General features: G+C 64.4%; 20 protein-coding genes. 10 read left to right on the top strand and 10 right to left on the bottom strand.

Annotated features, from left to right (window positions below):
* Nucleotides 1-156 precede the first annotated feature (156 nt).
* The gene (locus ACODS2_RS14635; protein WP_488999493.1) at nt 157-966 is read right to left on the bottom strand and encodes a Coq4 family protein; all 810 of its coding nucleotides are present in this window, start codon (nt 964-966) and stop codon (nt 157-159) included.
* 203 nt (nt 967-1,169) lie between these two features.
* On the opposite strand from ACODS2_RS14635, the gene ACODS2_RS14630 reads away from it, so the two are divergent.
* Together ACODS2_RS14630 and ACODS2_RS14625 are read left to right on the top strand one after the other, a co-directional pair.
* Nucleotides 1,170-1,730, top strand: a complete 561-nt coding sequence (locus ACODS2_RS14630) for a TetR/AcrR family transcriptional regulator (protein WP_488999492.1) — start codon at nt 1,170-1,172, stop codon at nt 1,728-1,730.
* Nucleotides 1,731-2,132: 402 nt separating this feature from the next.
* Entirely contained in the window at nt 2,133-2,876 is a 744-nt protein-coding gene (locus tag ACODS2_RS14625; protein ID WP_488999491.1) for an FkbM family methyltransferase, read from the top strand.
* 53 nt (nt 2,877-2,929) lie between these two features.
* Here the strand turns inward: ACODS2_RS14625 and ACODS2_RS14620 are convergent, their stop codons facing one another.
* On the bottom strand, nt 2,930-4,678 hold the full coding sequence (locus tag ACODS2_RS14620) for an amidohydrolase (protein ID WP_488999490.1): 1,749 nt from the start codon (nt 4,676-4,678) through the stop codon (nt 2,930-2,932).
* 145 nt (nt 4,679-4,823) lie between these two features.
* Nucleotides 4,824-7,778: a TonB-dependent receptor gene (locus ACODS2_RS14615; protein ID WP_488999489.1), complete on the bottom strand. Its 2,955-nt coding sequence runs from the start codon at nt 7,776-7,778 to the stop codon at nt 4,824-4,826.
* A 260-nt stretch (nt 7,779-8,038) separates the two neighbouring features.
* Between ACODS2_RS14615 and ribB the strand changes: the two genes are divergently transcribed.
* The 8 genes from ribB to ACODS2_RS14575 all read left to right on the top strand — a co-directional run bounded on the left by ribB (nt 8,039) and on the right by ACODS2_RS14575 (nt 16,727).
* Nucleotides 8,039-9,307 carry a 3,4-dihydroxy-2-butanone-4-phosphate synthase gene (gene ribB, locus ACODS2_RS14610; RefSeq protein ID WP_298169451.1) on the top strand — a complete coding sequence of 423 codons (1,269 nt, stop codon included), beginning with the start codon at nt 8,039-8,041 and terminating at the stop codon, nt 9,305-9,307.
* Between the two features lie 6 nt (nt 9,308-9,313).
* Nucleotides 9,314-9,733, top strand: coding sequence for a 6,7-dimethyl-8-ribityllumazine synthase (gene ribH / locus ACODS2_RS14605; RefSeq protein ID WP_488999488.1), 420 nt, complete (start codon nt 9,314-9,316; stop codon nt 9,731-9,733).
* A gap of 269 nt (nt 9,734-10,002) precedes the next feature.
* Nucleotides 10,003-11,691 carry a methyl-accepting chemotaxis protein gene (locus ACODS2_RS14600; RefSeq protein WP_488999487.1) on the top strand — a complete coding sequence of 563 codons (1,689 nt, stop codon included), beginning with the start codon at nt 10,003-10,005 and terminating at the stop codon, nt 11,689-11,691.
* Between the two features lie 211 nt (nt 11,692-11,902).
* Entirely contained in the window at nt 11,903-13,609 is a 1,707-nt protein-coding gene (gene rpsA / locus ACODS2_RS14595; RefSeq protein WP_488999486.1) for a 30S ribosomal protein S1, read from the top strand.
* A gap of 115 nt (nt 13,610-13,724) precedes the next feature.
* Complete coding sequence (gloB, locus tag ACODS2_RS14590; protein ID WP_488999485.1) at nt 13,725-14,489, top strand: hydroxyacylglutathione hydrolase; 765 nt, start codon at nt 13,725-13,727, stop codon at nt 14,487-14,489.
* Complete coding sequence (locus tag ACODS2_RS14585) at nt 14,490-15,530, top strand: LacI family DNA-binding transcriptional regulator (RefSeq protein WP_488999484.1); 1,041 nt, start codon at nt 14,490-14,492, stop codon at nt 15,528-15,530.
* Between the two features lie 14 nt (nt 15,531-15,544).
* Entirely contained in the window at nt 15,545-15,799 is a 255-nt protein-coding gene (locus tag ACODS2_RS14580) for a hypothetical protein (protein WP_488999483.1), read from the top strand.
* A 34-nt stretch (nt 15,800-15,833) separates the two neighbouring features.
* The gene (locus ACODS2_RS14575; protein ID WP_488999482.1) at nt 15,834-16,727 is read left to right on the top strand and encodes an ATP-grasp domain-containing protein; all 894 of its coding nucleotides are present in this window, start codon (nt 15,834-15,836) and stop codon (nt 16,725-16,727) included.
* Here the strand turns inward: ACODS2_RS14575 and ACODS2_RS14570 are convergent.
* The 7 genes from ACODS2_RS14570 to ACODS2_RS14540 all read right to left on the bottom strand — a co-directional run bounded on the left by ACODS2_RS14570 (nt 16,708) and on the right by ACODS2_RS14540 (nt 21,859).
* The gene (locus ACODS2_RS14570; RefSeq protein ID WP_488999481.1) at nt 16,708-18,570 is read right to left on the bottom strand and encodes a hypothetical protein; all 1,863 of its coding nucleotides are present in this window, start codon (nt 18,568-18,570) and stop codon (nt 16,708-16,710) included. The genes ACODS2_RS14575 and ACODS2_RS14570 overlap by 20 nt on opposite strands.
* A gap of 99 nt (nt 18,571-18,669) precedes the next feature.
* On the bottom strand, nt 18,670-19,227 hold the full coding sequence (locus ACODS2_RS14565; RefSeq protein WP_488999480.1) for a F0F1 ATP synthase subunit B family protein: 558 nt from the start codon (nt 19,225-19,227) through the stop codon (nt 18,670-18,672).
* Complete coding sequence (locus ACODS2_RS14560; protein WP_488999479.1) at nt 19,220-19,711, bottom strand: F0F1 ATP synthase subunit B family protein; 492 nt, start codon at nt 19,709-19,711, stop codon at nt 19,220-19,222. The genes ACODS2_RS14565 and ACODS2_RS14560 overlap by 8 nt, the downstream gene beginning before the upstream one ends.
* A gap of 87 nt (nt 19,712-19,798) precedes the next feature.
* Nucleotides 19,799-20,026 carry a F0F1 ATP synthase subunit C gene (locus ACODS2_RS14555; RefSeq protein WP_054122335.1) on the bottom strand — a complete coding sequence of 76 codons (228 nt, stop codon included), beginning with the start codon at nt 20,024-20,026 and terminating at the stop codon, nt 19,799-19,801.
* Between the two features lie 56 nt (nt 20,027-20,082).
* Nucleotides 20,083-20,868, bottom strand: a complete 786-nt coding sequence (locus ACODS2_RS14550) for a F0F1 ATP synthase subunit A (protein ID WP_488999478.1) — start codon at nt 20,866-20,868, stop codon at nt 20,083-20,085.
* Nucleotides 20,869-20,949: 81 nt separating this feature from the next.
* Nucleotides 20,950-21,267 (bottom strand): AtpZ/AtpI family protein, encoded by a 318-nt coding sequence (locus ACODS2_RS14545; protein ID WP_292941152.1) that lies wholly within the window; start codon nt 21,265-21,267, stop codon nt 20,950-20,952.
* A gap of 202 nt (nt 21,268-21,469) precedes the next feature.
* Entirely contained in the window at nt 21,470-21,859 is a 390-nt protein-coding gene (locus tag ACODS2_RS14540) for a YdbL family probable chaperone protein (RefSeq protein WP_488999477.1), read from the bottom strand.
* Between the last annotated feature and the right edge of the window lies 1 nt (nt 21,860).

Genomic DNA, 21,860 nt, shown 5'->3' with positions numbered 1-21,860 from the left:
TCCGTCTATGTTGGCGACCGGTGGAAGAAGAAGCAAAACCGCATCTCCCTGCCGGAGGCCGGTCAGATACGGACGAGCTCGTGAGTCGTCAAACGGTTTTTGCATTTTTTTTGAAACTATCTGGATATCGCCCAAACCTTGGCCTCAACCTTGGCCTCAGGCCGCAGCCCCACCCGCCATCAGCGCATAGGGATCGATGTTCCGCGAACGCCAGATCTGGTGGCACCGGTTGTAGAGCACGGTATCCCCGATCCCGAGGCGCTGGCGCACTTCGGACACGCGCAAGGGGAGGAGTTCAAGCACGGATTCCTCGATCAGGTGCTTGCAATTGCGGCCGAGCCGCTGCCCTTCACGGATCGCACGCAGCACTGGCGCACCCCAGCCGCCGCCAGTCAGGATGGTCAGCCCGACCGGATAGGCGATGAACAGGTTGCCCAGCGAAGGCTCCTGCCCATAGGTAAACGCCAGCACGCAGGCCTCGCCCAGCGCATCGCGTCCATAGCCTGTCAGCACGTGCAGCAGATCGTGCGTGTCGCGCGTGCGGTCTTGGGTCCATTCGGCCAGGTCATCGTGGCGCAGGCCCGGCTCGGCGAATTTCTCGTATTCCTCGACCAGCCCTTGGGCCGAGAGGTTCTCGCCCTCCATGAAATCGCAATAAGCATGGGCGAGCGAGCCGAGCGGCATGCGCCGCAACCGTTCGTGATCATCGAGGATTGCGGGCAACCAGGGCTCTTCGGCGCGGATGCGGTGCAGGCGCTCATCAGTGGCAAAGCGCTCGGCGCACTCACGCAGCCCCGTCCAAGGCAGAGCATCGAACACGCGGAAGACGGCGGCGGTATCGTCCTTGTCCCGCGCGACATCGGCAAAGTGGCGCAACGCGGCAATCGGGCGCTGGCGCGGAGTCGGCCGAGCGGAGCTGTAGACTGGCAGATCGGGGCGCAGGCCAATATAGTCGACAGGGATCATAGCTTCATCCTTCCTTGGCGGAGAGTCCGGCTCCCATGGGGCAGCGGACACTCGCGGGCTTGCTCGTCGGCCTGCGCCCATTATGATGGATTGCTCGCAAAACTGGACTCGCATTTTCCATGCCCGCGCCCATCCCTTCCCCCGCCCGGCAAACCGCCCCGAATCCGCGCAAACGCCCTAAGCAGGCGCGCGCGCAAAACACCGTGGCGGTCATACTCGAAGCGGCTGCTCGCATTCTTGAGGAACAGGGACTCGAAGCCGCCAACACCAACGCAATCGCCGCGCTCGCCGGGATCAGCGTGGGATCACTCTATCAGTATTTCGGCAGCAAGGACGCCATCCTTGCAGAACTTGCACGCAGCACAGAACTTGCCACGGCAGACGAACTGGAACAGGCGAGCGCCTCCGTGGCTGGCCTGGCTTTCGAAGAGCAGGCGCGCACGCTGATCCACCTCGCGTTCGGGATCATCTATGCCCGGCCGCAGCTGGGGCGCATTCTTTCGTATCATGAGGCGCGTATGCGCAAGGATGAAGCGTTCGTTTCCGCCGGAGAACGCATGGCCGAGACGATCACCCGCCTGCTCGAGCATAACCGCGCCGATCATGCCCGCGGCGATTGCGTAACCGCGGCGCGGGATGTCCTCGGAATTGTGGAGGGCATGGCGCTTTCAGCCAACCGGCGCGGCGAAGCCAATATTGCGCTGCTGGAACAGCGGGTGGCGACCGCCGTGCTCGGCTATCTGACCCATCCTGGCCCAGCCTGAGCGGCCGGCGCGGCCAAGGACTGGCAGCCGGGAGCGTCTGTGCAGACGCGGCAGGAATTGGTTAGGGAGCCGGAGCATTTCTCCTAGCGCTTGCCCGCCATCACCGGCTAGACAACTCGGCGGGCGCGCAGCGGCACAATCGCGACTGGGCCAGACTGATTCAAATGGCAAAATGGAGAACAGTGTGGGTCTGGGGAAACCTTGAAAGGCACCATCATCTAGAGAGATACCTTGAATATCGTCGCGACTCAGTTCTACACCTCCGTTGTTCAGCCCTACAAGATCATCAATCTGGTCAATTAAAAAGGCCTCAACGTCCATTATAGCGCTTTTGCGATCGACGTCTTCAGCGCCACGAGCTGCATCAGAATTTCCCGAAGCCATGCGATCTATTTGCAGGATGTGATTGGTAATTTTGATTATTTTTCCGAAGCCGTTGAAGCAGCTGAAGCCGGTCTGATCGATTATTCCAGGCCCAATCTGCACCAAGTCAAAGGGTTCGATCTTCATCCGATCCGCTTCCCCTCGCTGGCGGAACCGACCGCCACGACCGAGCAGTATCTGGGCTTTGCCAATCTTGCGGAGGGTTCGGTTGCGCTGGACCTGGGCGCCTACTCGGGCCTCACTTCGATCATGTTTCGCAAACTGTGCGGGACCAACGGACGCGTGATCGCCGTCGATGCCGATGACGGCAATATCGCCGCCATCCGCGAAAACTTCGAGATGTATCAGGAGCGGACCGGCCGCAAGATTGAGCTGCTTGAGGGAGCGGTGTGGACTCACGGCAACGGGATCAGCTTTTCCAGCGAAGGCAACATGGGTTCGTCTGCCGTCGAGATAGTCGGCAACCGCGTCGGCGCGGCCAACCTTGTCCCCTCGTTCACGCTTTCGGACATTGCCGATCGGTTCAGCCTTGATCGCATCGATTTCATCAAGTGCGACATCGAAGGCAGCGAAGGCGTGATCTTCACCGACGGCGCCTTTTTCGTGCGCTTCAAGCCGCGTATCATCGTGGAGGTGCACCCTGTCGGCGGCAAGATGACCACCGATGCCGTGCAACGCGCCCTCTCGCCGCATGGCTACCGTTTCCGCCTGATCGAACAGGCGGGAGACAGCCTGCCGCTGATGGAATGCTGGACGGACTAACCGCTGATCGGTGATGCGCAGGTTCGGGACCCCCTGAATCCGCCCCTTGGGCGTTATCGCCGGGGCGCGCGCTGATAGGCGATCTTGCCGTCCATGATCGTCATGTCGACGTTCACCGCGCCGATCCTCGCCTTCGGGATCGTCAGCGGATCGGCATCCACCACCACGAAATCAGCCAGCTTGCCGACTTCGATGGACCCCATGTCCTTTTCGAGGAAGTTCGCCTCCGCGCTCCAGATCGTGAACATACGGATCGCGTCCATCACGGGAATCGCTTCGTCCGGTTGGACGATCGTCCCGTATTTGCTGTCGCGGTTCACCGCCCGCGCGATCGAGAAGAACGGGTTGGTGGCGAAGTTCTGCGTCCCGATCGTATCGACCCCGCCCGCCGGATGCATGCCCTTCGCGATCAGCATCTTCAGCGGAAAGAACGCGACATCAGGCTCGGCGGCATTGGTCGCGTCGAGCCGCCAGAGAAACGCGACCTGCATCGAGGGGATCACCTGATCCGCCACCATGCGCTGCAGCCGCCGCTCGGTGCGCTGCGGATCGAGGCTGAGGAAGTGCGCGAAATGCTCGATCCGCAGGCGCGCATCGGCGCGCGGCCAGCGCGCCTGCGCCGCTTCATAGGCATCGAGCACCATGTCCTGCGACCGGTCGCCATTGGCGTGGATCTGCACCTGCCAGCCGCGCCGATAGGCATCGCCAACCAGCGCGTCGAGTTCGTCTTGCCCATAGGTCACGCCGCCCACATTGTCCGGCTTCCAGGTCGTGGCCGAACCCTTCCAGTGCGGCCGGTAGACCGCCGAAGTCGTGCCCCAGACGCCGTCCTGAATGAACTTGATCGCCCCGACCTTGAGCCATTCGGTGCCCCCGCCCGGCTTGTAGCCCATCACCTCGATCCGCCCGACCGGGTCCGGCTGCTTCGAGGAAGCGACAGTAATGCCCGCGTGCATCAGCGGCCCGATCAGGAAGTTCATGCGCACCCGCGTCGGCAGGCGTCCTTCGGCCCTGAGCTCGGCCATCGCGGTATAGCTCGGGATGTCCGACATGTCCGAGACCATCGTCACGCCGCGCTTCAGGTAGAAGTCATCAAGGATGGCGCGTACTGCCTCCTTGCGCTCGGGCGCCGTGAAGGCGGGGATCATGTCCTTCGGCCAAGGCACTTCGGCATCGCGGATGATCGCGATCTCGCCCTCCGCCGTCCGCTCGAAGCGCGCGGCAGAGCCGGCCGGCGGATCGGGGAAGCTGCGATCCAGCCCCATGATCTGGGCCGCCTTGTGGTTGATCAGGTGGTCATGCGCGCTCCAGCGCAGGTCCACCGGATAATCCGGAAAGGCGGCATCGAGCGCCTCGCGTGTGGGCATCGGCTGGTTGTAGGTGCCGTTGCCGATCAGCCATGCCCCCGGCGGCAGATGGGCGGCCTTCTCCTTCAGCCGTGCGATCACCGCCGCGCCGTCCTCAAGCGGCGGCACCTGGATATCGACGGTGTGTGCCTCCACTTCCGCCATGCCGCCGACATGCGAATGGGCATCGATGAAGCCGGGCAGCATCGTGCGCCCCTTGAGGTCGATCACGCGCGTCCCGCGCCCGCGATAACGGCGGACATCGCCGACCGCGACAATGCGGCTGCCCCGCACCGCTACCGCGCGGACCACCCGGCTCCGGCTGTCCACCGTCACGATCTTGCCGTTGAGGATCACCAGATCGGCCGGACTGACGCCTTTGGCTTCGATCTTGCCTGAAAGCACCAGCGCCAGCGCCAGCGCCGCGCCCGCGCCCCACTTCCGTTTGGTCCGCATCCTGCCGTTCCCCCTCGCAGTACCCCTTTCCGCAGCAGTTTGGCGCGCGCAGCGGGCAAAAAGCAAGGCGCCGGGGTTACCCCCCGGCGCCCGCCTCAGACCGGCTGGCACCTTTGCAGGCGCCGGGCCGGTTCCCCCCGAACGATCAGAACTTGAAGCCGGCGGCGATGCCGTAGCGCCGCGGTTCCAGCGTAAAGACGTTGGTGAAGTTACCCGAGGACTGGTCGGTCACGTAGAGACCGGTCACCGAGTTGTCGTTGGTAATGTTCTGGATAAAGCCGCGGATGAACCACTTCTTGTCCGGACCATCGAGCTGGAGCTGGGCATTCAGCTGGGTGAACGACGGAACCTTGTCGACCACCCCGTTGAAGATCGTGCCATCCGAATTGCCGGTGAAGTTGAGGTCGAAGCGCGGCGTCAGCGTCAGGTTGCCGATCGGCGCAGCATACTGCACGCCGGCCGAGAACTTCACGTTAGGCGCGCCGGGCAGCTTGTTGCCACGGATATTGGTGGCGATACCCGACGAGTAGACCGTCACGCCGCCGATGCCGGGCGCATTGCCAAGCGTCGGAGCGAGCGCGCTGAGCACGGCGCAGATCGAGTAGGCACCGGTCGAGGCAATGCCGCCGCCAGCCGGGAACGCCGTCGTGCCCTGAAGACCGGCACCACCAGCAACGCCGGGGATCGCCCCGCTGTTGATCAGCGTGTTGGCCGTGTTCACGAAAGCATTCACGCCTGCGACGTTGCCCGAGTTCGAACCGACAGCGCAGTTCGCGGTGTTGGTGATGTCCTTGATGATCACCGCATCCTTGCGGCCATTGCCGAAGTCACGCGGGTTCGAGAGGAACTTGTCTTCCGACACCTTGGTGTTGAGGTAGCTGAAGTTCATGTTGATCGTCAGCTCGCGGACCGGGCGGATAATCGCTTCGGCTTCCACACCCCAGATGTTGGCGCTCACGTTGTCGTTGACCGAGGTACGGGCGACGATGCGCGAGAGCTGCAGACCCTTGTACTGGTAGTAGAACCCGGTGAGGTTCAGCTGCAGCGCGCCGTTGGCGAAGGTGTTCTTCGAACCGATTTCGAACGAGTTCACGAATTCAGGCGTGAAGCTTTCCGGAACCGCGAAGATCGGCGACAGCGGCGGGTTGATACCACCCGACTTGTAGCCGCGCGAGTACGAGGCATAGACCAGGTTGTCCGGCGAGATCTGGAAGTCGAGCACCGCGCGGCCGGTGAATTCGCCGAACTTCACGTTGCGCACCTGGAACGGCTGGTTGCCGGCGATGGCCGAGTCCGCATCGTAGCTGGCGGCGAGGAACGGCGAGTCATAGGCATTGGCAATGCCCACCGGCGCGAGGAAGTTGAACAGCGTCGTGCGCGCCTTCACTGCCTTCTTGTCGTTGTTGTAGCGCAGACCGAGGGTCAGCTTCACCTTGTCGTTGAACTTCCAATAAGCTTCACCGAAGATGCCATAGGTCGTCAGCCTGTAATCAGGCGTGTTGTTCCGATAGGTCGGCGTGGCAAGGTAGGCCGGCGGCGCACCGGCGCCAAGCGCCGAGAACGCGCCCACCACGCCGGCGAAGTAGTCAAGCCCGAACGAGTTCACATAGTAGCTGTTCTCGGTCAGGGTGTACTTGCCGTAGATGCCGCCGAGCAGGAAGTTGAACGGACCGTCGAACTTCGAGGTCAGCACCGCTTCCGCCGTCCAGCTCTTGTTGTTCTGGACCGAACGGTCGAAGTCGAGCGGGGTCGAGGCGCAGACGCTGTGCCCGCCGAAGACGCCGGTGCCGGTCGGCTCGCCAATCGAGGTGCAGAGTGCTCCACCCGGGCCCTGCGGGATCAGCGCATTGGCAATCGGGCCAAGGTAGCTCTTGAGGCCAGGCCCGAGCAGGCCTGCACCTGCCGCAGCAAGGGCGCTCAGGCCGGGCGTGAAGCCCGAACGATCGGCAACCGCGTTGTTGTAGTCCTGCTGCGAATCGACCTTGACGTTCTGGTAGTTGCCTTCGACGCGCAGGCTGAACTTTTCGCCGATGTCCTGCTTGAGGACGCCCTGGAGGATGGTTTCCTCGGTGAAGTAGCTGGGCTTGAAGTCGGTGTTGACGACGCGCGGATCAGCCGGGTTCACCTCGTTGCGATAGACCTGCGGGCCATAGATGCTGCCCAGCGCGAAGGCGGTCGGCAGGCCGCGGATCGCGAAGAATTCCCTCGATGTCAGCACGTTGGCAAGCAGCGCATTGCCGTTGGTGGTGCTGGTGCCGCGCGTGGTGTTGAGGCAGCCCAGGATACCGGTCGGATCCTCCTGGCAGTACTGCTTCTGGATGCGCATGCGGCTATCCTTCTCGCGGAAGTACTGGCCCATGAGGTCGATCGTGGTCGACGAGGATGGCTGCCAGGTCAGCGAGCCGCGGAACCCGTAGATGTCGCGGTCGTCGATCTTGGAGTTGTCGAAGAGGTTCTTGGTGTAGCCGTCGCGCTTCAGGTAGAAGCCGGCAGCGCGCACCGCGAGCGTCTCGCTCAGCGGCACGTTGATCATGCCGCGCACGCGGATGGAGTTGTAGTTGCCGTATTCTGCGTCGCCCGAAGCGCTGAAACCGTTGAGGTCAGGCTTGGCGGTGCGGAAGTTGACCACGCCCGAGGTCGCGTTGCGGCCGAACAGGGTGCCTTGCGGACCACGCAGAACTTCGACCTGCTGCAGATCGTAGAATTCGCCTTCGAACAGGCGGGTCGCGAAAAGCGGCGCATCGTTGATGTGAATCGCGGTCGCGCTGTCGCAGGTCACGCCGGTGCAGAGGTCACCGATGCCGCGGATCGTGAAGCTCGACGTGGTGAAGTTCGTCTTGGTGAAGGTGATGTTCGGCAGCGAAAGCTGCAGATCGAGCGGGTTGCGGATCTGCTGTCTGTCGAGGTTTTCCTTGGTGAACGCGCTGATCGCGATCGGCACAGTCTGCAGGCGCTGCGACTGGCGCTGCGCGGTAACGATGATTTCCTGAACACCCGGGCCGGTATCGCCGCTGGCTGCGCTCTGCGCGTTCTGCGCGAACGACGGCGTTGCTACGGCTGCTGCGCACACACCTGCGAGCAGGGTAAGTTTGCCCCTCATATCAATATCCTCTCTCTTCAGCGGGCGCCCATCATTTTTGAGGGTCGACCTTCTGCCTACAGAACATAGCGGAACACTGGCGTTGTCAACCGCTCAATTAAATTTTGCCCATTCCGTAGCGGCAGGCTGCACCAAGGTGTGACCTGACAGCAACCCTCTGCCAGCGGAAATGGTTGGAATCGCGAATCAACTTCGCAAAATCGCATCGCGATGTGATGCGCCTTCTTGCATATCACATTGTGATGTGAGATATGCGCTGCATGTCCAGTGAACTCATCGACCGCATCCGCCACCTCGTCATCGAGGGCGGAATGTCCCGCTCCGGCCTCGCCCGCGCGGCGGGGCTCCATGCCAACACCCTGCGCGATGCGGGCCTGCCCGGCTGGAATCCCACCGCCGATACGCTCGCCAAGCTCGAACGCGTCTTGAGCGAGAGCGACGACACCCCCGCCCTCGTGCCCATCGAGGAAATCATCGACGAGGCGCGCAACGGGCGCATGTTCATTCTGGTGGACGACGAGGACCGCGAAAACGAGGGCGATCTCGTCATCCCTGCGCAGATGGCGACACCTGATGCGATCAACTTCATGGCAACGCACGGCCGCGGCCTGATCTGCCTCACCCTCACACGCACCCGCACCGAACAGCTCGGTCTCGAACTGATGAGCCGCAACAACGGCACGCGCCACGAAACCGCTTTCACCGTCTCGGTCGAGGCGCGCGAGGGCGTGACGACCGGCATTTCCGCGGCCGACCGCGCCCGCACCGTGGCGGTTGCCATCGATGCCTCCAAGACGAAGGACGATATCGTCACCCCCGGCCACGTCTTCCCGCTGATCGCCCGCGATGGCGGCGTGCTGGTGCGCGCCGGCCATACTGAAGCGGCGGTCGATATCTCGCGCCTTGCCGGGCTCAATCCTTCGGGCGTGATCTGCGAGATCATGAAGGACGACGGCACCATGGCGCGGATGGACGATCTCGTCCCCTTCGCGCGGCGCCACGGCCTCAAGATGGGCACGATCCGCGATCTCATCGAGTATCGCCGCCGCCATGACCATCTCGTCGAATGCGTCGATCAGCAGCCGTTCCATTCGGACTACGGCGGCGACTGGACGATCCGCACCTATCGCAACAAAATCGACGGCGTCGTCCACCTCGTGCTGCAGAAGGGCGCCGTGCGCGCCGATGTGCCGACACTCGTGCGCATGCACGGCATTTCGATCCTCTCCGACGTGCTCGGCCAGCCAGGGCCCCGCAAGCGCAGCCTGCAGCGCGCGATGAGCGAGATCGGCAAGGCCGGCGCGGGCGTGATCGTGCTGCTCATGCCCGGCGGCAGCGAGCACCTCCAGGCCGAGATCGCGGGCCGCACCGGCGACATGGACTTGCGCAGCTACGGCATCGGCGCGCAGATCCTCGCGGATCTCGGCATCCACGACATGATCCTGCTCACCAATTCGCATCGCAACATCGTCGCCATCGAAGGCTACGGCCTCAACATCGTCGGCGAGCAGCCGATCACTGCGGAGTAAGCGCGCATGGCAAAGTTCCTTATCGTCGAAGCTCGTTTCTACGATCACCTCAACGACATGCTGGTGGCAGGCGCGCGTGCTGCGCTCGAGGCCGAAGGCCACAAGGTCGACGTGATCACCGTCCCCGGCGCGCTGGAAATCCCCGGCGCGATCGTGTTGGCCGATACGTCCGGTCAATATGACGGCTTTGTCGCGATCGGCGTGGTGATCCGGGGCGAAACCTATCACTTCGAAATCGTCGCGGGCGAAAGTGCGCGCGGCGTGATGGCGCTGACGATGGACGGCCTTGCCGTGGGCAACGGCATTCTCACCGTCGAAAACGAAGCGCAGGCACTCGTCCGCGCCGATCCGGCGCAAAAGGACAAGGGCGGCGAGGCGGCGAAGGCAGCCCTTGCCCTGCTTGCCCTGCGGACAAAATTCGCCTGACCAAGGGCCGCAGGCGATCCGGCGATTCTTGCCGGATCGTGAATCCTGCACCTTTGGGCAGGATGCGGCTCTGCAATCGTTAACATCACGCTTTGCGAGGCTAGGCAAAGCACCTTCGAATCCGTGCAAGCCTTTGGTTTGCATGACGGCGTTATGCCCTCCCCACACTGCCCGGAAAAACGTCGCCCGGCAGCAAAAAGCAGGGGAGTACCGTAGTCATGTCCATCCGAATCCAGAGTCGCCGCAGCGGCTTGGCACTGGCCGGAACAGTGACTGCGCTACTCCTGCTGATCGGCCTTGCCGTGCAGCACATCCGGGTCGGCGGCACGGTGCAGAACCGCATCGACAGCGTGACCGGCTTTACTGCCGATATCCTGCCTCCGCCGCTCTACATCGTCGAACCAGCGCTCAAGGCGCGGCAGGCAATCGATGATCCGGCACACCTCGCGCAGAACCGCGCCGACCTTGCCGAGCTCGAAAAGCAGTATCGCGCCAGCCTTGCGCACTGGACGGCAGACGATGTCGATCCGGCGCTGGCAGGTGAGCTGCGCACGTCAGTGGCACAGGAAGCGGATGCGTTCTGGCAGGAAGTGAACACCGTGCTGCTGCCTGCACTAGGGCGTAGCGATGCGGCGGCGGCAGAGGCCAGCAAGCAGCGGCTCGATGCGATCTTCGCGCGCGAACGCAGCGCGATCCTGCTGCTCACCGAGCACGCGATGGCTGCGCGCAATGCGCTCGTATCGACCAGCACGACGACTGTCTCTGCCTTGCTCGTGGTGATGGCTCTGGCCGGCGCCGGCACGGTCGCGCTCATTTTCACCGCTATCCGCCTGCTCAGCCGCCACGTCCTCGATCCGCTTGCAGGAACGGCAGAGGTGATGTCTGCGATGGCCGCCGGCGATCTCGAAACAGGCCGGCGCACTGATCACCGCGCCGACGAGATCGGCGATATGACCCGCGCAATCGAAGTGTTCCGCCGTGCCGCCAGCGCGCAGCGCGAGGATGCCGAGAAGCAGGCCATCGTCGTCTCGCGCATGGGAACAGCACTCGACCAGCTCGCCGAAGGCAATCTCGTCCACCGCATCGAGCCCCCCTTCCCTGCCGAGTACGAAGAACTGCGCGGTGCCTACAACGCTGCTGCCGAACGGCTCGACAGCGTGCTGGCCCGCGTCGGCGGTACGGCCAGCAGCGTCAGCACCGGTGCCGCAGAAATCCGCAGCGCTTCCAGCGATCTGGCCAACCGCAACCAGAACCAGGCCGCCAGCGTGGAGGAATCAAGCGCGGCGATGCAGCAAGTGGCCACCCTCGTTTCCGCGACCGCCGAACGCACCCGCGAGGTCGAGTCCGAGATCGGCATGACCACGCAGGATGCCGAGGCCGGCGGCATGCTCGTCAGCGAGGCGATGGCGGCGATGAGCGCCATCGAGCGCTCGTCACAGGAAATCGGACGGATCGTCAATCTCATCGATTCGATCGCCTTCCAGACCAATCTGCTCGCTCTAAACGCCGGGGTCGAAGCCGCGCGCGCCGGGGATGCCGGCAAGGGTTTCGCCGTCGTTGCCACCGAAGTGCGCGCGCTTGCCCAGCGCAGCGCCGATGCCGCGAGCGAAATCCGCGCGCTCATCGCCACCAGTTCGCGCGAGGTTGCCGGCGGCGTCTCGCTTGTTGGCCGCACCGGCGAAGCGCTCAATGCCATGGTCGGGCGCGTCGGGCACCTCGCCCGGCTCATGGGCGAGATTGCGCTCGCCACGCAGGACCAGTCCACCAGTCTCGATCAGGTCAGCGCGACCGTCTCGGGCATGGACACGATGACCCAGCGCAACGCCGCCATGGTCGAACAGACCGCCGCCGCCGCCCGCTCGCTCGCGGACGAAGCGGGCGAGCTGGCTACGGCGGTTTCCCGGTTCCGGACGTCCGCCCGCACCACCGCCGCGCGGCCCCGTGCCATAGCGGCCTGAAAGGGCGCAGTTCAGCTTGCTTTTTCCCCGTTCCTGACATAGGGGCCGCACGTCCTTACCGGGGCATCGCTCCGGTGTGGATATCTGCCATGGCATTCGGCCCGGCAGATGGTTCGGCCCCTTGCCCCGGGTCCGCATGGTGCGGAAGCTCGGTGAAAGACCGGCGGAGACAACCGCCTGGCCGGAAACAGCGATAACAGGACTACCAGCAATGGCATCTCATCCCACGCGCGACGATTTCGCCGCGATGCTCGACGAAACCCTCGGCGGCGCCGCAAACGGCGGCTTTGAAGGCCGGGTCGTCAAGGGCACCGTCACCGCCATCGAAAACGACAAGGCCGTCATCGACGTCGGCCTCAAGAGCGAAGGCCGCGTGCCGCTTCGCGAATTCGCGATGCCTGGCCAGCCGCACGGTCTTTCGGTCGGCGATGAAGTCGAAGTCTATGTCGACCGCGTCGAGAACGCCGACGGCGAAGCGATGCTCAGCCGCGATCGCGCCCGCCGCGAAGCCGCATGGGACAAGCTCGAGAACGAATTCGGCGAAGGCAAGCGCGTCGAGGGCGTGATCTTCGGCCGCGTCAAGGGCGGCTTCACCGTCGATCTCGACGGCGCCGTGGCCTTCCTCCCCGGCTCGCAGGTCGATATCCGCCCCGTGCGCGACGTGACCCCGCTGATGGACATGCCGCAGCCCTTCCAGATCCTCAAGATGGACCGCCGCCGCGGCAACATCGTGGTTTCGCGCCGCGCTGTGCTGGAAGAAACCCGCGCCGAGCAGCGTTCGGGCCTGATCCAGAACCTCAAGGAAGGCCAGATCATCGACGGCGTGGTCAAGAACATCACCGATTACGGTGCGTTCGTTGATCTCGGCGGCATCGACGGCCTGCTCCATGTCACGGACATGAGCTACAAGCGCGTCAACCACCCCAGCGAAGTGATCGCCATCGGCGATACCGTGAAGGTGCAGATCATCCGCATCAACCAGGATACGCAGCGCATCAGCCTCGGCATGAAGCAGCTTGAAAGCGATCCGTGGGATGGCGTGGCCGCCAAGTACCCGGTCGGCGCGAAGCTGCACGGCGTTGTCACCAACATCACCGAATACGGCGCCTTCGTGGAGCTGGAAGCTGGCATCGAAGGCCTCGTCCACGTTTCCGAAATGTCGTGGACCAAGAAGAACGTCCACCCCGGCAAGATCGTTTCGACCTCGCAGGAAGTCGATGTCATGGTCCTCGAGGTCGATAGCGACAAGCGCCGCATCAGCCTCGGCCTCAAGCAGGCCCAGCAGAACCCCTGGGAAGCTTTCGCAGAAGGCCACCCGGTCGGCTCGACTGTCGAGGGCGAAGTCAAGAACGCGACCGAGTTCGGCCTGTTCATCGGCCTCGATGGCGACGTCGACGGCATGGTCCACATGTCGGACATCGCCTGGGGCATCTCGGGCGAAGACGCGCTGGCGCTGCACCGCAAGGGCGAGCAGGTTTCGGCCATCGTCCTCGACGTCGATGTCGAGAAGGAGCGCATCTCGCTCGGCATGAAGCAGCTTGAAAAGGGCGCTCCGGCGGCTGGTGGCGTTTCGGCCGGCGGTGCTGGTTCGCTCCGCCGCGGCGAAGTCGTTACGGTCACCGTGCTCGAAGTCCGCGATGGCGGCCTCGAAGTGCAGGCTGGCGAAGATGGCGCGACCGGCTTCATCAAGCGCACCGACCTCGGCCGCGACCGCGACGAACAGCGTCCGGACCGCTTCCAGGTCGGCCAGAAGCTCGATGCCATGGTCATCGGCTTCGATCGTTCGAAGAAGCCCAACTTCTCGGTCAAGGCGCGTCAGCTCGCCGAAGAGAAGGAAGCCGTGGAGCAGTACGGCTCGTCGGAAGCCGGCGCTTCGCTGGGCGACATCCTCGGCGCGGCCCTCAAGGCCAAGCAGTAAGCCTTTCGCCGCAAGGCAAGGCAAATCAAAAGCCCGTCCGGAGCGATCCGGGCGGGCTTTTGCATTGCGGCGCACACTCCGCTAGGCTTTGCTGCAAAGACGCCCGAGAGGACCCATGACGCTCGAAGTCCACCAGTTCGCCTGCCTGTCAGACAATTACGGCTATCTCCTCCATGATAGCGCGAGCGGCGAAACTGCGTGCATCGATACGCCCGACGCGGAGGCTTACCTGCGCGAGGCGGCGGCCAAGGGCTGGACGATCACCCAGATCTGGAACACCCACTGGCATCCCGATCATGCGGGCGGCAACGAAGCGATCAAGGCCGCAACAGGCTGCAAGATCATCGCCCCCGCTGCAGACGCCGCCCGCATCGCCGGGATCGACCGCACCGTCGCGCAAGGCGATACCGTCACCTTCGGCGCGTACTCAGCCCATGTAATCGACGTGGGCGGCCACACGATCGGCCACTGCGCCTATCACCTCCCCGAAGCGGCGATCGCCTTCGTCGGCGATGCCGTCTTCGCACTGGGCTGCGGGCGCATGTTCGAAGGCACGCCGGACCAGTTCTGGGCCAGCCTCAGCCGCGTGAAGGCGCTGCCGGGCGAAACCACGCTCTACTGCGCCCACGAATACACCGCCTCGAACGCGAAGTTCGCCCTTCACGCCGATCCCGACAACGCCGCGCTCGCCGCCTATGCGGCAGAGATCACGGACAAGCGCAGCCGCAGCGAGTGGACCGTCCCCACCCTGCTCAGCCGCGAACTCGCCACCAATCCCTTCCTGCGCGCCGATGATCCCGCGCTGCAGGCCCGTTGGGGCGGCGCCTCGCCCACCGAAACTTTCGCCGCGCTGCGCAGCGCCAAGGACAATTTCCGCTAGATGCCGCAGAGCACCGACACCACACGCCGGATCACCCGCGTCACTTCGTTCGATGTGGCGGAGGAAGCCGGGGTCAGCCAGTCCACCGTCAGCCGCGCGCTGGCGGGCGATACCTCGATCAGCGAACCCACCCGCCAGCGCGTGATCGCTGCCGCCGCCCGGCTCAACTATCAGGTCAACGAAAACGCCGCCCGCCTGCGCCGGGGCAAGACCGGCACGCTCGCGGTGGTGATGATCTGCCGTGCCGGGCAAGACCGCAAGGATCTCAACCCATTCTACTTCGCGCTGCTGGGCAGCACTTGCGCTGCCGCCTCCGCGCGCGGCTACGAAGTGCTCGTCTCCTTCCAGGATAGCGCGGAAAATTTCTGGGGCCATTACGAGGAGCGCCGCAAGGCCGATGGCATGATCGTCATCGGTACGAGCGAGAACACGCCCGCGTGGGATTATTTCGGCGAGCTCGACCCTGCCACCTGCTGGGTCTGCTGGGGCGCCCCCAGCGATGCCTTCCCGTGGGTGCGCAGCGACAACGAGGCCGGCGCCGCGCTCGCGGTGCGTCACATGCTTGTTCGCGGATACGAGAAGATCGTCTGCATCGGCTCGGAAACATCACCCCAGCGCCAGTTCAAGGAACGCTACGACGGTTACGCCGGCGCGATGCGCGATGCGGGGCGCGAGCCGGTGCTCCAGCGCATCGAACGCGGGCTGGCGCGCGAGGAGCAGGGCAGCCGCGCGGCCGCCATGCTGGCGGAAAGTGGCCAACCCTTCGATGCGATATTTGCAGTGAGCGACGAGATCGCCCTCGGCGCGCTCAAGGAATTGAGCCAGCGCGGCTATCGCATCCCGGACGAGATCGGCATTGTCGGCTTCGATGGGGTGCGCGCGGGCGCGTGGTCCACCCCGCCGCTCACCACGATCGAATCCGATTTCGAAACCGCCGGCGCGCTCCTTGTCGAACGGCTGCTCGCCTCGATGGCGGGCGAGCCAGAAACCCCGCGCCGGGTGCCCGTGCGCCTCGTCGTGCGCGGCTCCACGCGTCCCTGATCGCAAGCGACTCCATGCGCAGCGTCATCAGGCTCATTGTCTACACCCTGCTTATCGGCGGCGTCCTTGCCGTGCTCGGCAACTACCCTGAAACCCGCGCGCGTCTTGGGCTCCAGATCGTCCTGTTCCTCGCGGTGGCCGGCTACATGCTCGTCCTGATCCGCCAGGGCAGACGCGTGAACCTCGGGGTTATCCCGGAAGTGCTCTACTGTCTCGCCAGCGCCTATGTCGCCTTGGTATCCTTGCTCCGGCTGTCCGCATTCCACTGATCGGCCCGGGAACCCGCACAACGTCAGGACGTCCATGAATATTGCCTTCCTCGCCTGCAGCACCACGCTGCCCGGCGCCCCTGATCGCCGCGCCGATGCCTTCGAGCATGACCAGCAGATGGCCGCGCTCGTTGCAGCGCTTGCTCCGGGCGAGACAGTGACGGACATCGACTGGCAGGCCCCACTCGAAGCCTTCGCCGCCTTCGATGCCGCCCTGATCGGCACACCGTGGGATTATCAGGACAATCGCGAGGCCTTCCTCGCCAAGCTCGATGCCATCGCTGCGCTCGGCGTGCCGGTGTGCAATGCGCCCGAAGTGGTACGCTGGAACATCGACAAGGGCTACCTCGCCGAACTTGGCACGCGCGGTGTCGCCACCATTCCCACCCTGCTGCTGGACAATCCGGGTCGCGCGGAAATCCTCGCTGCCTTCGATCACTTCGCCTGCGACCGCGTGGTGGTGAAGCGCCGCGTCGGCGCGGGGGCGGAAGGGCAGTTCGATTTCACGCGCGACGCGCCGCCCGCTGCCGATTGGCGCATGGGCCATGCCGCGCTGGTTCAGCCGTTCATCCCCGGCATCGTCGCAGAAGGCGAACATTCGCTGATCTTCATCGATGGCGCCTTCAGCCACGGCCTAATCAAGCGCCCCGCGCCGGGCGACTACCGCGTGCAATCGCTTTATGGCGGGTGGGACACGGCCGTCACCCCCGCCCCTGACGACCTCGCGACTGCACAGGCCGTGATCGCTGGCCTCCCCTTCCCTGCGCCGCTCTATGCCCGCATCGATCTCGTGCGCGGGCCCGAAGGCGGCCTGCTCCTGATGGAAGCCGAGCTGATCGAACCGTTTCTCTATCCGCTGCAAGGCCCGGAACTGGGGCCGCGCCTGCTGGCAGGCCTGCGCCGCAAGCTTACTGCATCTGCGCCCTGAACGAGATCGTGAAGTTCGGCGGCGTACCGGACGATCCCGCCATCGTTCCCTTCGGATTCACGCAGATGAACTTCACCGCCGCATCATAGGCCGACGTCGGTGTATAGGTGCAGCCGGCATAGGTCGTCGGCGCGCTCGCCGCGTTCGAATAGCGGATGTCGTTGGTGGCGTTGAAGGTCAGCGCGCTCGTCGGCGTTCCTTGCGTGAACGTCGGGGTCGCTGCGGTTCCGACACGCATCTGGCTTGGCAGCGAATCGATCAAAAGGACGGTGTTGTTGTCCACCGGCGTCGGCCCGGTGTTCGAAACCAAGATCGAATACTGGACGATCGCGCCCGGGATCATCTTGGGGTTGGTTGCGCCATTGACCGGGTCCGACAGCACGCTCGATGTCTTCACCAGCGTCAGCGTCGCGTTTGTACCCCGGCGGGTGTTGGTGATCGTGCACGAAATCACATCGCCCATCTGCGGCGTGACGGTGCCGCCCACCGCGCTCGGCAGCGTGGTCGATGAACCGGTGAAGGCATTCGTGCAGGTCATTGCCGAAGTGTACTGCGTCAGGCTCGTCGTCCCCGAACCCAACTCGGTGAACGCATAGGCCGTGCCTGCCGAGACCATGACCTGCGGCGTCGTCCCGTTCGTCACAGTCGCCGAGGTGCCTGTGGTGGTCGTCGTCGCCACCGTGGTCGTGCCCTGGTTGATCTGCATAACGAACTGGTCGGTGCTGAAGCGCCGCCCGCCGGTGCCCAGCGCCTTGGTCAGCTGGAGATGCGGAAACACTGTATTGGTGAACGTGCAAGTAACAAGATCGCCGAACTGCAACGCGCCGAAGCTGTAGTTGGTCGATATCACCCCACTTGGCAGCGGCGTGCTCGAACTGACCGAATTGGTGCAGGTGAGGCTTGAGCGGTAGTCGGTGAGCGGGTTCACACTGCCAGCCGCCATCGCCTGCGTCAGTGTCAGCGGCAGCGCGGACGCGGTGGTGAGCGTGGCAGCCGAGAACGGTCCGTTGCCCGTTCCGCTCGAAGTGCCGCTCGCCAAAGTAGCGCCGCCAGAGGTCGCGTTGATATTGAAGGTAAACTGGTCAGCAGCCGCCGCTCGCGCCCCTGTCAGCTGGAGATTGAGGCGGATCGAGGCAAAGCGCACTGCAAACATCACGCCCTGCAGGCCCCCGCCGACGATCGTGGTCGTGAGCGAGGTGGGCGTGCTCGACCCCACGATGTTCGCGCCGACCGTGCCGGCCACGCCCCCGATATTGAAGGTCGATGTGCCAAGCCCCGAGCTTGTGGGATAAGTCGAGCCGCTGATCGGCCCGGCATTGTCGAGCGCAACCCAGTTGCCGCCATTGGTCTGGAAACTGAGCGATTCGCTTTCGTTGGAGGATTCGCCGTCCGCCGCCACGAACATGTAGCTGGTGATCTGCGAGACGCCGGCGGGCGGGGTCAGCACGATGTTGGAGATCGCGGCCGTCGTCGTGCCCGCCGCGCTCTGATAGAGGATCGGGCGGCCGCCGATGCCGAGGAACGCGGTATTGCCGATCGCCGCGCCGGTCCAGGAAGGCGCCGCAGCACCCGTGATCGCCGCGCCGCTGATCTTGAGCGTAAAGGTCATCACGGTGCCATCGGGCAGCGTGTAGGACATGGCCTGTCCGGCGGTCGAGCGTGCGGCCGTGTCGTTATAGCCGGTGAAATCGAGCCAACAGTAGGAGTTCCAGTTGGCCGGGCCGGTTGACCCTTGCGATGTCGCGTAAAAGCAGCTCGCCGCCTCGGCGCGCCCGGCGCCAAAGCTCAGCATCAGCAGCGCCAGAAGCAGCGCCGCAAACTGCCGGAATTGTCCGCGGCTCATGCCTCGCACCCAGTCCCAATCCTCTTCATGAGAGCGGACCTAGGCGAAAACCCTTAGGGTAGAGTTAACCATGCCCCGCCCCGCAGGCAGGGCATGGAATCAGTTGGCGAGGCCAGCGATGGCGCTGTCGACAAGCGCCTTGTCCGCGCTGGCGCCGTGGTGCTGGGCGATGAGCTGGCCGGCCGCAGCAGCAGCAGCAGCAGCCGCGCGAGCGCGGAGCTCTTCGACCGCAGCGCGTTCCGCCGCCGCAATCTTGTCGGTCGCCATCTTCTCGCGGCGCGCGATCATCGCGGTCGTGTCCGCTTCGGCCTTGGCGATGATCGCCTGAGCTTCATGACGTGCATGCTCGACCATCGCGGCGGCATCTGCTTCGGCGCCGGCGATCTTCTTGGCATATTCGGCGCGCAGCGCCTCGGCTTCGGCACGCAGCGCTGTGGCTGCATCAAGCTGAGCGCGAATCGCGACGATCTTGGCATCGAGCCCGCCAGCGATCACAGCCGGCACCTTCTTCCAGATCACGATGGCGATGAACGCGGTCATCGAGAGCGCGACCCACATACCCGGGGTCACGAACCCGAACGCAACCGGTTCGGCATGCTCGGCCCCATGTTCAGCGACTGCGTTTGCCGCATGAGCGAGCAGAGCGAGCTTAACCATGGAGAACGTCCTTCACCGCCGCGCGCGCGGCATCGGCCGCGACCGTCAGACCCGCAACGCGGGCAGCGATATCGGCAGCGGCTTCGGCCGCCACAGTTTCGATTTCAGCCAGCGCACCTTCGCGAGCCGCGGCAATCCGCGCCTCCGCTTCGGCCACGCGGGCTTCGGCACCGGCACTCGCCGTGGCGAGCCGGGCTTCGGTAGCCTTGGCCCCTTCGGCCTTGGCCGCAGCGATCAGCGCCTGGGCTTCCCCGCGCTGCTTGGCAGCTGCCGCTTTCCACGCATCGTCCTGCGCCTGCGCCTCGTGGCGCGCGGCTTCAGCAGCGGCGAGATCCGCGGCAATCTTCTGGTCGCGACCTTCCATGGTCTCGAGAACCTTGGGCGTCATGCCCCGGCCGACGAGGAAGAAGACGGCGCCGAAAATGACCAGCATCCAGAAAATCTGGCTGGAGTAGGTCGCGGCTAGCTGCGAAATCTGGGGCATTGGGGTTCCCGGCGATCAAAACGCTGAAAAACAAGGGAAGGGCCGGCACTCCGGACCCGTGCCCGGAGTGCCGCCCTTGCGCATGGTTCAGGCGACGAAGATCAGGATCATCGCCACGACGAACGAGAGCAGACCGAGAAGTTCGGCGGCCGCGAAGCCGATGAACAGACGGCCCTGCTGGCCATCAGCCGCACCCGGGTTGCGCAGCGCGCTCTCGAGGAACGAACCGAAGACGTTACCCACGCCGATGGCGGCCATGCCGGCGCCGATCGCAGCGAGACCCGCACCGATGAGCTTGGCGCTTGCAGGTTCCATGACTTAAACTCCCTTTTCTCTCAAAATCAGATGGATGGATACTGTACGAAGAAAACTCAGTGCAGATGCTCGGCGTCGTTGATGTAGAGCGACGTGAGCAGCGCAAAGACGTAGGCCTGGATGCCGGCGACGAGGATCTCGAGCGCGCAGATGGCAACCATCAGGATGAAGCTGGGGATCGAGACGAGCCCCATGAAGAACGCGCCGGCATTGGCGCCACCGATCACGAAGCTCGACAGCACTTCGAGCAGCACGTGCCCTGCCATCATCGCCACGAAGAGACGCAGGCCAAGGCTGAAGGGGCGCACGAGGAACGAGACCAGCTCGATCACGAAGATCAGCGGAATCATCGGCAGCGGCGTGCCATGCGGCACGAAGAGCGAGAAGAAGTGGAAGCCGTGCTTCCAGAAGCCCACCACCAGCACGATCGAGAACGACAGGATGGCGAGCACGCCCGTCGCGGTGAAGTGGCTGGTGAAGGTGAAGGGGTGAATGCCGACAAGGCCCAGCGGCAGCAGGCCGAGCAGGTTGGCGAACAGGATGAACATGAACAGCGAGAACACGTAAGGCAGGTACTTGCGCCCTTCCTTGCCGACGTTCGCCGAAAGCATGTTCTCGATGAAGCCGGTCATGGTCTCGACCATCATCTGCCAGCGGCCGGGGACGAGCTCACGCTTCATCCCGCCCAGCATGAAGGCATAGAGCACCACTGCGGAAATCAGCATCCACAGCGCAGAATTGGTGAACGCAATGTTGAAGCCGCCAAGGGCCCAGTGATCGGTGCCGAACAGCGGCTCGATCGTGAACTGGTGCATCGGATCAACTTTGGCTTCGGTTGCCACGCGCGAAAATCCCGTTTCCCAGAAAACCACAAAAACTTATGCCAAAACGGCCTTCCAATGCGGCCCCCTCGGTCCAGGGGGTCAATCGGAACGCCGGTTCGCAATCCGGATAATGTTTCTGAAGGCGACTGCGATCCCGAGGAACAGCATCACCATCAGGCCCCAGTGGCCGCGTCCGACGAACCAGTCAATGGCCACGCCAACCGCTGCACCCCCGATCATTCCCCCCAACAGTTCGGCCAGAACGCGATTGCCGAGGCGGTAACCCGCATCGGCACCTTGCTGGCCGCTGCGCGTCCGCTCCGCCTCGATCGCCTTCGCCGCGGCAAGCCGCGCCTCAAGCGATGCGATCCGGGCATCCGCGCCGATAGGGTCCTCACGGTCAGGGTCGTCAACCATGCCAGCCTTCTTTTCGCCTGAAACAGCGCAAGGGGCCTGGCGCGGGAAACGGTCCCCCGTCAAGGGCACCGGCCCTTTAGGAAGGGCGGCTTATCAAGTCAACCGCGGCGGAAGCAGCTGTAAACCGCAGATTTGCGGCATGTGCGAAGACGCGCGCCGGATCATCGACCCGGCGCGCGCCCGAATTTGCCGCGATTTTACCTCAGGGGCAGCGCGAATCGCGCAATGGGGGCGCGGAGGTGCGCGTCTGCCAGCTGCCATCGGGGCCCTGGTACTTCTCGCCCGGCTGGGTCTGCGAGATCAGCAGGCAGCCAGACGTGAGCGCATATTCCTCCACCGTCGCGTGGGCGGCGGCGGCCTTTTCGGCGTAAACCGCCTTGCGCTTGATATTGAGCTCGTCGATCACCCCTTTGAGCGAGGGCGGCGGCGGCACGACATAGCCGAGGTAGCCATCGACCTTCTCGCCCACCTGCCCGGCGGCGCGCGCGGCGGCGTAGGCAGGATCGCGCTGGGCCAGCGCGGCGGCGGGAATCATGCCCGCCACGGCCAGCGCGGCAAGCGCAATCGTGAAGTTTCCAAATGTGCGTGCCATC

The organism is Novosphingobium sp. FG137 (genome assembly GCF_057809735.1).
The sequence above is the reverse complement of the archived record's forward strand: the minus strand, read 5'-3'. Positions and strand labels throughout refer to the sequence as shown.

Bases quoted from the DNA above. Each gene is read 5' to 3' on its own strand.
- ACODS2_RS14545 (WP_292941152.1), bottom strand. From the start codon at position 21,267: ATGGTTGACGACCCTGACCGTGAGGACCCTATCGGCGCGGATGCCCGG.
- ACODS2_RS14555 (WP_054122335.1), bottom strand. From the start codon at position 20,026: ATGGAACCTGCAAGCGCCAAGCTCATCGGTGCGGGTCTCGCTGCGATC.
- ACODS2_RS14580 (WP_488999483.1), top strand. From the start codon at position 15,545: ATGCGCAGCGTCATCAGGCTCATTGTCTACACCCTGCTTATCGGCGGC.
- ACODS2_RS14565 (WP_488999480.1), bottom strand. From the start codon at position 19,227: ATGGTTAAGCTCGCTCTGCTCGCTCATGCGGCAAACGCAGTCGCTGAA.
- ACODS2_RS14615 (WP_488999489.1), bottom strand. From the start codon at position 7,778: ATGAGGGGCAAACTTACCCTGCTCGCAGGTGTGTGCGCAGCAGCCGTA.
- ACODS2_RS14540 (WP_488999477.1), bottom strand. From the start codon at position 21,859: ATGGCACGCACATTTGGAAACTTCACGATTGCGCTTGCCGCGCTGGCC.
- ACODS2_RS14635 (WP_488999493.1), bottom strand. From the start codon at position 966: ATGATCCCTGTCGACTATATTGGCCTGCGCCCCGATCTGCCAGTCTAC.
- ACODS2_RS14560 (WP_488999479.1), bottom strand. From the start codon at position 19,711: ATGCCCCAGATTTCGCAGCTAGCCGCGACCTACTCCAGCCAGATTTTC.
- ACODS2_RS14585 (WP_488999484.1), top strand. From the start codon at position 14,490: ATGCCGCAGAGCACCGACACCACACGCCGGATCACCCGCGTCACTTCG.
- ribH (WP_488999488.1), top strand. From the start codon at position 9,314: ATGGCAAAGTTCCTTATCGTCGAAGCTCGTTTCTACGATCACCTCAAC.
- ACODS2_RS14620 (WP_488999490.1), bottom strand. From the start codon at position 4,678: ATGCGGACCAAACGGAAGTGGGGCGCGGGCGCGGCGCTGGCGCTGGCG.
- ACODS2_RS14575 (WP_488999482.1), top strand. From the start codon at position 15,834: ATGAATATTGCCTTCCTCGCCTGCAGCACCACGCTGCCCGGCGCCCCT.
- ACODS2_RS14570 (WP_488999481.1), bottom strand. From the start codon at position 18,570: ATGAGCCGCGGACAATTCCGGCAGTTTGCGGCGCTGCTTCTGGCGCTG.
- gloB (WP_488999485.1), top strand. From the start codon at position 13,725: ATGACGCTCGAAGTCCACCAGTTCGCCTGCCTGTCAGACAATTACGGC.
- rpsA (WP_488999486.1), top strand. From the start codon at position 11,903: ATGGCATCTCATCCCACGCGCGACGATTTCGCCGCGATGCTCGACGAA.
- ribB (WP_298169451.1), top strand. From the start codon at position 8,039: ATGTCCAGTGAACTCATCGACCGCATCCGCCACCTCGTCATCGAGGGC.